The sequence below is a fragment of the Comamonas sp. 23 genome (assembly GCF_049601575.1).
Lineage (GTDB): Bacteria > Pseudomonadota > Gammaproteobacteria > Burkholderiales > Burkholderiaceae_C > Comamonas > Comamonas squillarum.
The window spans coordinates 1861446-1876273 of sequence record NZ_CP187127.1; the positions used below are offsets into that span (position 1 = coordinate 1861446).

Genomic DNA, 14828 nt, shown 5'->3' on the forward strand with positions numbered 1-14828 from the left:
TTGGCTTGCCGCACCTGCGTCTAACCGGCAATCGCCTGGCTGTCCCGCAACGCGGCAATGCTGTCATCGCCATAGCCCAGGCTGCGCAGCAGCTCCTGCGTGTGCTGGCCCAGCTGCGGCGGGTCCATGCGCACGCCCAGGCGCTCACCGGCCATGCGCAGCGGCAGCAACGTGGTGGGGGCCATCTGCCCCGCGCGTTCGCCATCGCTCAGGCGAACGGGGGCGAGGCCGCCGCTGGCCAGCAGGTGTAGGTCGTCCAGCAGCTCTTCGGGCTTGCTGATCGGGGCATAGGGCAGGCCGTTGGCCTCAAAGACCTGGCCAATGTGCGCGGCGCTCATCGTGGCAAAGCGCTGGCGCAGCTCAGGCAGCAACTGGGGGCGCAGGCGCACCCGGTCGTTGTTGCTGGTGTAGCTGGGGTTGGCTAACAGATCGCCCCAGCCAAACGCGCTGCACATGGTGGCCCACTGCGCATCACTGACTGCAGCCAGAAAGATCTGGGCGCCATCCTGCACGGTGAACACGTCATACACCGACCAGGCCGAGATGCGGTTGGGCATGGGCTCGGCCGCCTCGCCCGTCACGGCGAACTGCATCATGTGCTGGCCCACCAGGAACACATTGTTTTCGAACAGCGCTGAGTCGATCTCCTGGCCACGTCCCGTTTGCGCCCGCTGCATCAGCGCGGCCATCGCGCCGATGGCCCCGAACATACCCCCCATGATGTCGTTGACGCTGGTGCCCGCGCGTAGCGGATCGCCGGGGCGCCCGGTCATATAGGCCAGGCCGCCCATCATCTGCACCACCTCGTCGAGCGCGGTGCGGTGCTCGTAGGGCCCGGGGAGAAAGCCGCTGTGGTTCACATAGATGAGGCGCGGGTTGAGCTGCGACAGCGCGCGGTAATCGAGTCCGTACTTGCGCATCACGCCGGGCTTGAAGTTCTGCACCACGATATCGGCCGTGCTGGCCAGGCGGATCGCCGCCTCCAGCCCCTGGGCCTGGCGCAGGTCGATGGCCACGCTTTTCTTGTTGCGGTTGAACATCGGGAAAAAGCCCGCTCCCGCGCCCAGCAGGTGGCGGGTGCGGTCACCCTCGACCGGCTCCACCTTGATGACCTCGGCTCCCAGATCGGCGAGCACCAGTCCACAGGTCGGGCCCATCACCATGTGGCTGAATTCGACCACGCGAAGGCCCGCCAGCGGCAGGGGAGAGGGGGTGGAGACTGTGTTGACGGGCGTGCTAAGAGGTATGGAAGTGTCGGTATGGTGCATGACTGAGGAAAGCGAAAGCGTCGGCAGGCTGGGGGCTGAGGGCGGCATTGGGCGTATCTCTTCGCAGTCGCAGCAGCAGCTGGAAAGCCCCGTAGATACAGGGGTGTATGCGGTGTGTAACACATCCGCGCTAGGTCAGGTGCTGGGGGCTGTCCCGGTTGCGAAGACGCCAGGCAAAAAAAAGCCTTCTGCCGCGTGGCAGAAGGCAGGGGTGTTGGCGAGGCTAAGCGCGGATGTCACCGTGCCATGGATTTCCCGCCAGCAGACCTCAATTGGTTTTGAAGGTGCTGGTGTAGGTGAAGGCCTCACCGGTTTCCTTGATCGTGAAGCTGAACTTCAGATTCACCGTCTTGCCATTGGTATAGGCGCTGCGCAGCGCAAAGGATACTGGCTTGTCCGAAGTGACCACTTGGCCATCAGCCAGACCTTCAAAAGACGCTTTGACGCTGGAGCCCGAAGTGAGGTTGGTCGCTTTGAGGTCGGCAATCGTGTAGTTGGCGCCATTGACTTGGAGCTTGTATTGGGCAATCTTGTAGGTGTTCTCGCAAGCACCGACGCAAGCTACGCTAGCGCTGATCTCTGACGAGCCGGTGTATGGCCAGCTCAGCGCCTGGCCCGATGCGGCGGAGTCATCGTCACGCAACAGGCGAATACCGTCCTTGGGCATGACGGTTACCGTCACTTTGGCTGCGGCACTGTCCTTGCTGCCATCATTGACCACAAGCGTGATCACATAGCTGCCAGCCTTGTCGGCGACAAAGCTGGGGCTGATGGTGTCGACAGACTTCAGTTGGGCCTCGCTGCCTGCCGGGGCAGCGCTCAGCGTCCACTTGTAGGTCAGGCGTTTACCGGCCGCAGCTTTGCCGCTGCCTTCCAAGGTCACCGTCCCGCCTTCGACTGCGCCGGTCACCGTGCCGATTTGGGCGGTAGGTGCAGCAGCCTCGCCGTTGCCAGGGTTGTTGCCTTCGTCGTCCACAGGGTAGAGGGGGCCGCCTTGTACCAGATTGCCTTGGGCGTCGGTGATGCGGATAGCGGTCAATTCGGGCGAGCTGTCGGGGAGGGAGCCACCGTCGCCCAAAATAGCGCGGGCAGCACCATAAAAACCCGCACCCAGGCGAATGCGCTGCTGGTCAGCAGTGACCGTCTTGGGTTCGCAGACAAAGCGCAGATCCAGCCAGTAAGACACGGTGCAGGTGTATCCGGCATCCTTGTCTTCGACTACGCCGCTGGCGGTTTTCTTCAGGTTGAGAATGCGATGCTTGACAGCGCCGGCATGCGGCACCAGCGCCCAAGTGCCGACGAGGCTGTCGATGCGGTCTTGGTCAATACCGAAGTAAAAACGCTTGAAATTGACAGGATCTTCCTTGGGGAATTGAATCAGGCCGGTCGCTGTGGTATTGAAGGTGATCTGCTCCGGTCCGACATACACATCTTCAACACCGTCTTGTGCAGGGCCTCCCAAGTAGCGACCGCCCTTGTACTTCATCACGGGGATGGCAGGCAAGGAGGGATTGACCGCGCTGGGGCTGTGGGTGGCCATGCCGATGTGGAAAGTGGCATTGCCCTTTTCGTCGTAGTTGTAGATGGGCATGAACAGCAGGTGCTTGCTGCCCACCGGCTTTTGCAGATCCAGCGAAATACCACGGCCCGCCTTGCCGGTGACTTCATTGCTGATGATCCAGGTTCCCGCTTCAGGCAGCGAATTGCGGCGGAAGTAGGCGCGCGTGACGACCTTGCTCTCTTCGATGGCGTACGCCGTTTGTTCCACCCGGGCGCCCATCACCTTGGTGTCGCTGCCATCCAGGGTCAAGGTGCCTTGCAGGTCGTCAATGCTGCGCTGCATGACCAGGCTGATGGGCTTGCGCACAGAACTGCCTGAGCTGGTGTCCACTTGCTCGCCGACGCAGCTGAATTCCATGTTGGAGCCCAGGTACTCGCATTCCATGAAGCCATGCTTGTTGGGCGTGGCCAAGTCCAGCGTATGCACCGTGAACTTGCTGCTGGATTTGTAGGGCCAGCCGGCAGCCATGTTCGGAACCATGGCCATCTGCGTGCCAATCGCGGTATCGGCAAAGAAGGTCGATGTGGGTTTGCCATCAGCATCCATCGCCACCATGGCCCAACGCTCGACAAAGGCTGGGTCGGACCATTGGTCTTCCGGCGTGCTTTCGTAGTTGAAGCGGTGCATCAACTTGGGCTCTTCGCCAGGGAGCTGGATCGTGGCGGTAGTACGGCTGGTGAATTCGATCTTCACATTGCCGGCATTTTCAGCTTCCGCTCCATCACGGCGGCCGCTGCCAAAGTAAGGTCCATCCTTGTACTTTTTGAGGGGTGCGTCCACCTTGTTGTCAATCACTGCGCCTGTAGCCATATGGAAGGTGGCGCTGCCGTCCTTGTTGTAGTTGTACAGCTGCATCAGAAAGACGCCATCCTGAACATCAATGCCCATGCCGCGGCCAGGCTTGCCGCCCAATTCGTCGGCAATGATCCAGTTTCCGTTCTGTGGCGCAATGGTGTTGGCAGCCCAACCTGCGGAGACGGCGCAAGATATCAGCGCAGCTGTGATGCTTTTGGAGATCAGTCGCATGGGTGTATTCATAGGAAGTGAAACAAGGCAGTCGGCACCGACCGCATAGCTGTGTGTCATGGAAGCCTACAGCCAACCGAGCATTGTAAAAGCATGGCGGCAAAGCCAAGGATTTTGCAGGGAATCGTTACCAATTTCTGCATTTGAAGGTCAGTGCACACAGGGCCAGACGCTTGCTGGCTGGTTCGATGTCAGTTTCCTCGGGCCCTGCATCCATCCTGTGGGACCGAACGCCGCTTGCTAAAGGCTCTCACAGGCCAGGCGCCATGCGCATACACCGCAATCTTGCTGGTGTATTGAGTTGTGAAATAAAATGATACATAAATAACCTATTGAAATTTATTGATTTCAGTCAAGGTTGGGCCCAGGCCAAATTTCAGTCTTTGTTAACCAAAGTGAATACATGGAATCAAAGGCTTTATTTTGATAATTGATTAAGTTAATATATTTTTTGAATTTCAACTGATGGACACAGGCCCTGATGCTGCACAGGCTTCAGGGTCTTGGCATTTCGGTGTCGGTGTTTTCAACAAGAACGGTCAAGGTGTGATGGGTTCAGTGAATAGGTGGGCGCAGGGTGCGCGGCGGATGCATGGCTTGCTGGGGCTTTGCTTGGTGCTGGGGCAGGGCGTGGCACATGCGGCAGACAATGTGACTGCTGTCTGGGGCAGCTTCAACGGCAACCGCTGGACGGCCAGTACCAGCAACGCCGCCACGGCGCCTGCAGCCAATGGGAACAACGATCTGCTGGCGTTCACGGCCGGGGGCGTGCGCTACTCGACCGGGGTCAATGATGCGGTGCTGACCGGGGCTTTTGAGCCGGCGGTCTTCCAGGGCTTTACGCCCAACGCCAGCTCGCTCCCGGCTACGGGTGGTCTCAATGCCATCGCGCAAAGCGCGAGCTACGACATCTCCAAAACCCGGGCCTCCTACCTGTCTGACGGCGTGCATGGGCTCGATCTCAGCACGGCCTTGTTCAATATCCCGGCGAGCTCGCTGCGCTTCAGTGCGAGCGTGGGCAATCCCGAGTCCACGACGGATGATGTGCCCGATGTGCTGGTGACCCAGGTCGGTCAGCCATCGAGCAAGACCGACACCTTTTATTTCATCGACGACACGGGCGCGGTCGTGGGGAACAGCGTCAGCATCGCGCTCAGCAGCGTGCCGGTCGTCGCCCGGCAGAACTGGCAGTTCTGGAACCCCAACCACACCAAGTCCTCGGTCGGTGATGGCAGCCGTGATCTGCGCATACGTGCTTACTATTTCGCCGACTTTGGCATCACGCCGCAGAACATGGGCCGGGTGGCTGGCTTTGTGCAGGCCTTGAGCGGCGACTCCGACATTGCCTTTGTTGCCTACAACCAGGAGGCCGTGAGCACCCCCGCGGCATTGAGCGTGCAAAAGACCAATGCGGCCGCAGCCGTGACCGCAGGCGGTCGCACGGTCTACACCGTGACGATCAGCAATACCGGCGGCTCGCTGGCCAGCGATGTCTCCTGGCAGGATCTGCCCCAAGGCCTGCGCGTGCTGGGTATTGAGGCCGGTGCCGTGGGCGCGGGCAGCGATTCCGGTGTCTGCAATAGCAGTGGCTGCACGGGCCTGCGCCTGGCGCCGGGTGCATCGATCACGTACCGCGTGGAGGCGGAGGTGACCGGCTTGGTGGGTACGATGGCATCGAACACCGCCGTTGTGAACGGCGCCAACTGCAGCAACGGCAGTCCCGCCAGTTGCAGCAGCAGCGATGCGGATCTGATCGTGGCCGCCGACTCGGTCAGTGTGGTCAAGACCAATGGGGTGGACCGCCTGACCGTGGGCGCCGAGACCACCTACAGCGTGACCCTGAGCAACAGCGCAGCGACCGCGTTCGCGGGCCTGAGCTGGAGCGATGTGCCCAGCGGCCTGGCGGTCAGTGGTATCCGCGCGGGCAGCGTGGGGGCCGGTAGTGTGGCGGGAACCTGCAGCACCACGGGCTGCACCGGCATCACCTTGGCTGCGGGTCAATCCATCGTCTACATCGTCAGCGCAAAAGTGAATGCTACCGTAGCTGCAGGCGCCTCGGTCAGCAACAAGGCCGTGGTGCAGGGCGGCACCTGCACCAGCGAGCGGGTGAGCGGCTGCGCCAGCACCGATACTGACCAGGTGGTGACGGCGGCCAATATGCAGATCAGCAAGAGCAATGGCGTGGATGTGCTGGCACAGGGTGCCAGCACGGTCTACCAGGTGGTTGTGCGCAACACCGGCGGCAGTGCAGCTGCGGGCCTGCGTTGGGCAGAGAGCCCGGTGGGCCTGGCTATTGAGCGCATCAGCGCCACGACGGTGGGCGCCAACAGCGAGGCCGGCCTATGCACCGTCAGTGGTTGCTCGGATATCGCCGTTGCGGCTGGCGAATCGATTGTCTATGCGGTGCAGGCAACCGTCACCGGCGAGGTGGGTGTGGACAGCGCTCGCAATGCGGTGACCTTGAGTGGCGCTACCTGCAGCGGCGGCAACAGCTGCAGCGCCGAGGACCGCGATGCCATCGTGCTGCCAGCCGCTGTCAGCATCCACAAGAGCAATGGTGTCGATACGCTGACCGAAGGCGCCAGCAGCAGCTATACCGTCACCATTACCAACAGCGGCGGCATGCCCGCTGCCGGCCTCGCCTGGCTGGACAGCCCCCAAGGCATGGAGATCGAGGCCATCACGCCGCTGGCGGCCGCAGCGCCCAGTGATGCCGGCAGCTGCAGCCTGCAGGCACCGATGGGCTGCAACGGCATCACGGTTGCCGCCAACGCCAGCGTCAGCTACCAGGTGCGGGCGCGGGTCACGGCGCTGGTGGAGGGCCGTGCCGATGCCACGGTCAGCAATACGGCCACGCTGACGGGGGCGAACTGCACGGCAGCATCCCCCTGCACAGTGACGGATACCGACTCTCTGCGCAGCCCCGTGCATCTGACGCTGAGCAAGACGGCCGCGGCAACGGTGGAAGCGGGCCAGGCGCTGGACTACCAGTTCCGCATTGGCAACAGCGGCCAGACGGCCGTTGCCGCCGGGCAAACGCTGGTGGTCGCTGAGGCCCTGCCCGATGGCATGCGCCTGACGGGTGCCTCGCCCGGTGCCGGTGTGACATCGGTGGTCTGTAGTGGCGAGCCGCTGGAGTGCGAGCTGGTGCTGGATGCCGCGCTGGAGCAAGGCGGCCATGTTGCCTTTGGCTTGCATGCCATCGCGCCAGCGCAGGCCGGCAGCATCACCAACCATGCCGCCATCGATCCGCTGGGGGGCAGCGAGCCGCCTGTGCCGGGCGCTGCCTGCCTGCCTGCCGACAGCTGTGCCCAGGCGCGCACTGATGTGCTGGCCCCCGCCCATATCACCGTGCTCAAAAGCAATGGCGTGAGCCAGGTGCTGGAAGGCAGCAGCACGCGCTATGTGGTGACGCTGAGCAATGAAGGCGGCATGCCCGTAGAGCTGCAATGGGACGATGTGCCCAGCGGCATGGTGGTGACCGAGATTGTTGCGACCGAGGTTGGGGGCCACAGCGCCGCAGGTGTCTGCAGCCCATCGGGTTGCACCGGCGTGACGCTGGCAGGCGGCGAAACCGTGCGCTATGCGGTACTGGCCCGGATCACGGCCACGGCACCTGCGCATGTTCGCAATCTGGCCCGGGTAAGCGATGCGGCCCAGTGCAGCAGCAGCGCGCCTTGCAGCAGTGAGGACGAGGATGAGGTCTACAGCAACACCATCGATGTGGACCCACCTGCGCCCGATCCCACACCTGACCCGACTCCAGACCCTGACCCCACTCCGGATCCAGACCCGACACCGTTGCCCGCGCCGGTGGCGGTACCCACGGTATCGCTGGCGGGGCAGCTGCTGATGTCGCTGCTGCTGGGCGGGGCCGCTGCGCTGGGCCTGCGCCGCATGCGCCAGCGCTGCCGCCACTGAGCGGCAAAGCGCCCACAAAAAAACCACTGCCGCTCGGTGCTGCAGTGGTTTTTTTGATGTTTGTCTTCCGGGCAGCCCCATACCCGGGGCCTGCCTCCCGGCGATCAGGGGGCCAGTGCAGCCTTCACGGCGGCAGAGACCTGGCCCATGTCCGCCTTGCCCGCCAGCTGGGTCTTGACGGCGCCCATGACCTTGCCCATGTCGCCAGGGCCCGAGGCGCCCAGTTCCGCCACGATGGCCTGGACCGCAGCGGTCACTTCTTCGGCGGACATGCGCTCTGGCAGGTAGGCCTTGATGACCTCGATTTCCGACTTTTCCTTGTCGGCCAGGTCCTGGCGGCCGGCAGTTTCAAATGCGGCGATGCTGTCCTTGCGCTGCTTGATCATCTTGTCGACGATGGCGATCACCATCGCGTCATCGAGCTCGACGCGCTCATCGACTTCCTTCTGCTTCATCGCAGCTTGCAGCAAGCGGATGGTGCCCAGGCGTTCCGTGTCCTTGGCGCGCATCGCGTTCTTCATGTCTTCGGTGATTTGTGCTTTCAAGCTCATAACAGGCTCCTGTTGGCAGGCCGTCGACGCAAGCAGCGGTCTGCCTGAAAAATCTGGCGATGGCCAGAAAACAAAAAACCCGCGCCTGGCGTCCCGAGCGCGGGTGGTGTCACAGCCTGGGCAAATTGCGTCAGGCCTGTGAGAGCTGCGATCAGTACAGCTTCTTGGGCAGTTGCATGCTGCGAACGCGCTTGTAGTGGCGCTTGACGGCAGCAGCCTTCTTGCGCTTGCGCTCAGCAGTTGGCTTTTCGTAGAACTCGCGAGCGCGCAGGTCGGTCAGCAGGCCCAGTTTTTCGATGGTGCGCTTGAAGCGGCGCAGCGCAACGTCAAAGGGTTCGTTTTCTTTTACACGGATAGTCGTCATTAGCTAATGTTTCCATTGGTGCCAACAGCGGGTTTTGGGGAAGATCGCGCCCCAAAGCCTTGAATGGCGGTTTTGCCCTGTCATATTGACTAGTATTGGCAGACAGGGCTTTGCCAGCAAAGAGGGGAGATTATATCCGGCTTTTGATCCAAAAGCAAGAGGGTCGCGGTTTGCAAGCGGGGAGCCAGACCTGCGCTGTTGCTCTCCTGCATCTTGCCTTGCGTCCTGCTGTTATTGGCTTTCTGCCATGCCCGCTGCGCAGGCGGCCGCACTGGCCCAGGCCCATTGAAAGTTGTAGCCGCCCAGCCAGCCGGTGATATCCACCACCTCGCCAATGCAGTAGAGGCCCGGCACCTTCTTGGCCTCCATCGTTTGCTGCGACAGCTCGCGCGTGTCCACACCGCCCACGGTGACCTCGGCCTTTCTATAGCCTTCGGTGCCGGTGGGGGTCAGCTCCCAGCGCGTCAGGCGCTCGGCCAGGCGCAGCAGGGCCTTGTCACTCGCCTCGGCAATCGGGCGCTGCCATTCGGCATCCTGCGCCACCCAGGCATCGGCCAGGCGCGCGGGCACCAGGCTGGCCAGCGCATTGGCAATCAGCTTGCGCGAGCGCTGCTTGGCCGACAGCAGCTGCTCGGCCACATCCACCTCAGGCACCAGGTTGATGTCGATGGGTGTGCCGGGCGTCCAGTAGCTCGAGATCTGCAGGATGGCCGGCCCCGACAGGCCCCGGTGCGTGAACAGCAGGTCTTCGTTGAATGTCATGCGGTTTTTCTTGCTGCCGGTGCCAATTACCACCGGCAAGGCCAGGCCCGCCAGCTGCGCATAGGGCGCCCAGGCACTGCCATCGAAGGTCATCGGCACAAGGCCTGGCACACGCGGCACCAGTGCCAGACCAAACTGCTGGGCCAGGCGGTAGCCCAGGTCGGTGGCACCAATCTTGGGGATGGACAGGCCGCCGGTGGCAACCACCAGGTGGCGGCAGTGCACCGTGCCCTGGGCGGTGCTGACCTGAAAGCGCTGGCCTTGGGCATCGGCATCCAGCGCCGCAACGGCGTTGACAGCGCAGGGCTGCCAGTGGGTCACCTCGCCCGCGCGGCACTCGGCCAGCAGCATCGCGATGATGTCTTCGGCCGAATGGTCCGCAAACAGCTGGCCCTTGTGCTTTTCGTGGTGGGCAATGCCGTGCTTGTCGACCAGCGCGACAAATTCGGCCGGCCCAAAGCGCGACAGTGCCGAGCGGCAGAACTGCGGGTTCTGGCCGACAAAGTGCCGGTGCGGCTGGCGCACATCCAGATCGCGGTTGGTGAAGTTGCTGCGCCCGCCGCCCGAGATGCGGATCTTCTCTGCGACCTTGGCCGCATGGTCAATCAGCAGTACCTTGAGCCCGCGCTGGCCCGCCTGCGCCGCACAAAACAGGCCGGCAGCGCCTGCGCCAATGATGACGGTATCGAACAGGTGGGTGGGAGCGGGAGAAGGCATGCGGATCCGGAAGATGGCTGGGCCTCTCAATTGAGTGCCTGCGCCGACAAAAGCAGCGATTATCGGTGATGCGGCTCTAACCCGACTGCCTGCCCAGGTGGGCTATGCAATGCCAGGCCTTTTTCAGCAGTGCTGCCGGGTAGCGATGGCAGGCCTGGGCCTGGCCCAGATCGGCTGGGGTGAGCCCACCTGGCGCATGCTGCAGCATATCGGCCAGCACCTCGGCCACCTCGGCGCCCCGGTACAGGCTGGCTTGCGCCAGTTGGTCAGCCAGCAGCCGGTAGCCGGCGTGAAAGCGCAAGGGCAGACCGGAAGTCTGCACGGCTTGCGCCAGCGGCGTATTGCGGTAGCAGGGGTCGAGCCAGATGGCCGCCACATCGCGCGCCAGCACCAGGCCGCCATGCAGCTGGGCCTCGACATAGTGGTCCAGCGGGTCGGCCAGTTGCAGGCATTGCAGCTGCTGCCAGTCCATCTGCTGCCACAGCCCGACATGGCGGGGCTGCCAGTAGCTGTCGGGGTCGCAAAAGCTGCTGCGCGCGGTGGCGGCGCGGTGCAGCTGCAGATACGCCGATCCAAAGCGGGGCGCGGCGCCATAACCCTGGTGGCTGGGGTGGCCCAAGGGCGCCAGATCGACGGCGCCGTACACCGGCCGCTCGGCGGGATCGGCGTGGTTGTAGGCGCCCGCAAACTGCTGGTCCTCCCACTGCCAGCGCTCGCCCTGGGGCTGGGGGCTGTAGCTGCCATTGCTGCGGCCGCTCTCAAACTGCGACAGGTAGCGGCCTTGCTGGCACAGCAGCGCCAGCAGCGGCTGGCCTTGCACGATCCAGTCGGCATGAAAGTGGACGTGAATTGAAGCGGGTGCAAGTGCGTGCTCGCGCACCGGGCCGCCACGGCGTTGCACGGCCTGCAGGGCTTGCTGCTGGGCGGCGGTCAACAAGGGCGTGGGGCTGGGCATGGGCAGGTTCGGTTGAAGGTCCAGGGACTGCAGTGGATGGATCGTAGCCGGTTCTGCGCTGCATGTATGCCCTGGCTGTTCTGGGGTTGGATACTGCCCAGCGGCCCGGCGCTGGCCGACAATCAGCGCTTATCCCCGATCTCTTGAGGAGTTTGCATGTCGTTTTGCCAGGCCTTGTGGCAAGCCAACCAGGCGCTGTACCAGCGCACCTTGGACCATCCCTTCAACCGCGAGCTGGCGGCAGGCAGCTTGTCGGTCGAGCGCTTTCGCCATTACATGATCCAGGATGCGCATTACCTGGTGGCCTATGGCCGTGCGCTGGCCGTCGCTGCCGCCAAGGCCGACCAGGCAGAAGGCGTGGTGCAGTTTGCCAATGCCGCCAATGAGGCGGTGGCCGAGGAGCGCAAGCTGCACGATGGCTTTATGCGCGACTTCGGCATTACGCCGCAGCACTTTGCCGCCACGCCACTGACGCCGGCCTGCCACCACTACACGAGCTTTTTGCTGGCCAACAGCTGGTCGCAGAGTTACCCGGTGGCGCTGGCCGGGCTCTTGCCCTGCTTTTGGATCTATGCCGAAGTGGGGCGCGACATCCATGCCCGCTCCCAGCCGGGCAACCCCTACCAGGCCTGGGTGGATACCTACGCCAGTGAGGAGTTTCATGCGGCGGTGCGCGGCGTCATCGCCACGATCGACCGTGTGGCCGACACCGCTGACTCGGCCACGCGCACGCGCATGGCCGAGGCCTACCGCTACAGCGCTGAACTTGAATGGATGTTCTGGGACAGCGCCTACCAATTGGGAAGCTGGCCGACACGCTAAGCTGCGCTGAAGCCTGGGGCGCTGCCGCACGCTGCGCCGGCTGTAAGGCCCGGGCAGCGCGGGCGTAAAGTTATGCAATGCTGCATCCGGTCGCGATAGGCTGGCGGTATTCGCCTACAGGCGCCTGCCAAAAACCGCCTTACGCTTCGTGGCATTCATTGATCAGATGCGCCAACGCGCAGACCCCGAGCGAGCCCGAGGCCTACACGCACGCATCGCAACCTTAGAAGGAGTTGCCATGTTGTCTACCAACGCTGCCCACACCCATACCACCTACCACGCCCCCGTGTATGAACCCACGGTCGATGAGCTGGCCGTGCTGAAGAAGCTGGAGCTGGGCGAATCGATCTCGGTGGAGGATGCGCTGCATGCGCATGTCTCCAAGCGTTTGCTCGAGCGCGGCTTGGTCGAGCAGCGCGATGGCCATCTCACCATTACGGCGCAGGGCCTGCAGCTGATCAAGCGCGACGATGCCTGATCCCCACCCCACCTGCGCCGAGCAGCGACACCCCAGGCAGTCCAAGCAGGCTGCCTTTTTTTTCATCATGGCACTCTTTTTGTTTTATTTTCAACGATTTGGGTGGCTTATCTACAGCTGTGCACAGAGCTTTCCACAGCATTGTGCCCACGGACTGGGGACAACGCGGTGATGCGCTGAAATAGCGGCGTTCCAGTGCCAGAAGAGGCCAGGGCCAGTAGTGCAGGCGCGTTGAAACTGCGCGAATGACGCGCCCAGGCCCCATATGCCTCAATTTTGAGCATGGTTGGCATTTGGCTTAGAAATCAGCGGCTTGCCTTGCTTATCTACAAGCTTCTTCACAGCTTTCCACAGCATTGTGCCCGTGCATTGGGGACAACGCGCGACTGCCGCGCGACGCGCAGGCCTGGGGTGATCCGCAAGCTGGTGGGGCGCTGCGCGCATGTTGGCTGGCTTGCGCTTTGCTGCGCCAGGAATGGCGATGGCCGGCTGCAGGCAGCGAAGCAACCGCACCGCAAAAAACCTGCGCGTCCAACAGCCTTGCCAACGGCGTGCTGCCACGGAATCTCAGTAGACTCGGGGCTGGCGGCGGTGGCGTTTACTTATCTTCGCAGTCGGTACAGGGCAGGTGCAACATGGCTGCACTAGGATGCGGTCATTCTTTACATGCAGGTGCCGATGGTGGAGCTTTGCCCCAGGCCGCTGCTGTAACTCACCTCTACCGATTGCTGCCATGGACCATAACTCCAATAATTCCACCCGTCCCACCCCAACCCCCGGCGCGGCAGACGCCGGGCTGAAATCCGGTGCTGCAGCAGCACCCAAGCGCCGCAGCCGCTGGCTGGGCTCGACGATCGCCATCGTGCTGGTGGCGGGGCTGGCAGGTGGGGCCTGGTACCTGGTGCAAAGCAAGAAGAACCCGAGCGGCATGACAGCGGGCGCGCCCGGCATGGGCGGCCCACCGGGCGCAGGCGGCCCTCCTGGCATGGGCCCTGGCGCGATGCGCGCGATGGCCGTCACCGTTGGCAGCGCGGCGGCCAAGCGCCAAACGCTGCCCGTCACCCTGACGGCGATGGGCACGGTGGTGCCCACCACCACGGTGACCCTGACCACCCAGGTCTCGGGCATTCTGCGCGATGTGCTGTTCACCGAAGGCCAGATGGTCAAGAAGGGCCAGAAGCTCGCCCAGATTGATCCGCGCCCATTTGAGCAAGCGCTGCAGCAGGCCAAGGGCCAGTTGGCACGCGACCAGGCGCAGCTCGATGCCGCGCGCGTGACGCTCAAGCGCTACCAGACCTTGTGGGACCAGGATTCGATTGCCCGCCAGGACCTGGACACGCAGGCCGCGCTGGCCAAGCAGCTCGAAGGCACGGTGCTCACCGACCAGGCCCAGGTGCAGACCGCCCAGCTCAATCTGGGTTATGCCAGCATTACCTCACCCATCGATGGCCGCATCGGTCTGCGCACGATGGATGCGGGAAACTACATCAGCGCGGGCGGCACCACCGGCATCGCCGTCATCACCAAGATTGCGCCGATCGATGTGAGCTTTACCGTGCCGCAAGACCATATCCCCGCGGTGCTGGGCGCGCAAAAGACCGATGCCCGGCTACCGGTGGCAGTGCTGGACCGCGCGGGCAACAAGACCTTGGCCCAGGGCGTATTCCTGACCTTGGACAACCTGGTCGATACCGCCACGGGCACCGTCAAGGCCAAGGCCCGGTTCGACAACAGCGACGGCTCGCTCTTTCCCAACCAGTTTGTCAACACCCGCCTGACCTTGAAGGACGAGAGCGCGCTGGTGGTGCCGGTCACCGCCATCCGCACCGGCGGCAATGGCGATTTTGTCTATGTGATCAATGCGGACCGCACCGTGACCCAGCGCACCGTCATCCGGGGCATGAGCACGGTCGAATGGGTGGCCATCAACTCCGGCCTCAAGGAAGGCGAGTTGGTAGTGACCGAGGGCGCCGACCGCTTGAAGGATGGCGCCGTGGTCGCCCTGCAAGGCGACACCCCCACGCAGGCCCATGGCGCCAGCAGTGGCCGGCGCGGCCCCCGTGAAGGTGGCCCGCGCGAGGGCGGCGGGCGCCGCGGCGCCAATGGTGGCCCCGCATCGGGCGCACCCGGTGCGGCAGGTAATGGTGTGGCTGCGGGCACTGGTGGCGGCGGCGCTGCCGTCGAGCCCAATGCCGGCCAGCCCAGCGCCGCAGCCCCTGCGGTGAACCCGGACCAGGCTGCCGGTGGCGCCAGTGGTTCAGGTGGCGCCAGCGGTTCAGGTGGATCAACCCCTTCCACGCCATCCGGCCAGACCGCACCGGCGATCAAACCTGAGGATGTGCCCAAGGGCATGGCGCCAGCGGCCACCACCGTGCAACCCGCCCAGCGCGCCAACCCATAAGG

At 63.6% G+C, this 14828-nt stretch carries 10 protein-coding genes; 4 read left to right on the forward strand and 6 right to left on the reverse strand.

Going from position 1 to position 14828, the window contains the following annotated elements; all coding sequences use genetic code 11:
• Positions 1–20: 20 nt before the first annotated feature.
• Entirely contained in the window at positions 21–1268 is a 1248-nt protein-coding gene (locus ACPEE1_RS08390) for a CaiB/BaiF CoA transferase family protein (protein ID WP_423935921.1), read from the reverse strand.
• 268 nt (positions 1269–1536) lie between these two features.
• Entirely contained in the window at positions 1537–3855 is a 2319-nt protein-coding gene (locus ACPEE1_RS08395; RefSeq protein WP_423935923.1) for a PKD domain-containing protein, read from the reverse strand.
• A 651-nt stretch (positions 3856–4506) separates the two neighbouring features.
• Between ACPEE1_RS08395 and ACPEE1_RS08400 the strand changes: the two genes are divergently transcribed.
• Complete coding sequence (locus tag ACPEE1_RS08400; RefSeq protein WP_423935925.1) at positions 4507–7776, forward strand: hypothetical protein; 3270 nt, start codon at positions 4507–4509, stop codon at positions 7774–7776.
• Positions 7777–7880: 104 nt separating this feature from the next.
• Here the strand turns inward: ACPEE1_RS08400 and ACPEE1_RS08405 are convergent, their stop codons facing one another.
• The 4 genes from ACPEE1_RS08405 to ACPEE1_RS08420 form a co-directional block, all read right to left on the reverse strand.
• The gene (locus ACPEE1_RS08405; protein ID WP_021027649.1) at positions 7881–8327 is read right to left on the reverse strand and encodes a GatB/YqeY domain-containing protein; all 447 of its coding nucleotides are present in this window, start codon (positions 8325–8327) and stop codon (positions 7881–7883) included.
• A gap of 151 nt (positions 8328–8478) precedes the next feature.
• Positions 8479–8691, reverse strand: a complete 213-nt coding sequence (gene rpsU / locus ACPEE1_RS08410; protein ID WP_007833691.1) for a 30S ribosomal protein S21 — start codon at positions 8689–8691, stop codon at positions 8479–8481.
• A gap of 231 nt (positions 8692–8922) precedes the next feature.
• Positions 8923–10170: an NAD(P)/FAD-dependent oxidoreductase gene (locus tag ACPEE1_RS08415; protein ID WP_423935934.1), complete on the reverse strand. Its 1248-nt coding sequence runs from the start codon at positions 10168–10170 to the stop codon at positions 8923–8925.
• A 76-nt stretch (positions 10171–10246) separates the two neighbouring features.
• The gene (locus ACPEE1_RS08420; RefSeq protein ID WP_116925938.1) at positions 10247–11125 is read right to left on the reverse strand and encodes a DUF3626 domain-containing protein; all 879 of its coding nucleotides are present in this window, start codon (positions 11123–11125) and stop codon (positions 10247–10249) included.
• Between the two features lie 156 nt (positions 11126–11281).
• Here ACPEE1_RS08420 and tenA point away from each other — a divergent pair, with 156 nt between their 5' ends.
• The 3 genes from tenA (at position 11282) to ACPEE1_RS08435 (ending at position 14826) form a co-directional block, all read left to right on the forward strand.
• The gene (gene tenA / locus ACPEE1_RS08425) at positions 11282–11947 is read left to right on the forward strand and encodes a thiaminase II (protein WP_260719923.1); all 666 of its coding nucleotides are present in this window, start codon (positions 11282–11284) and stop codon (positions 11945–11947) included.
• A gap of 238 nt (positions 11948–12185) precedes the next feature.
• The gene (locus tag ACPEE1_RS08430; protein ID WP_423935937.1) at positions 12186–12425 is read left to right on the forward strand and encodes a hypothetical protein; all 240 of its coding nucleotides are present in this window, start codon (positions 12186–12188) and stop codon (positions 12423–12425) included.
• Positions 12426–13158: 733 nt separating this feature from the next.
• On the forward strand, positions 13159–14826 hold the full coding sequence (locus tag ACPEE1_RS08435) for an efflux RND transporter periplasmic adaptor subunit (RefSeq protein WP_423935939.1): 1668 nt from the start codon (positions 13159–13161) through the stop codon (positions 14824–14826).
• The last annotated feature ends 2 nt before the right edge of the window (positions 14827–14828 follow it).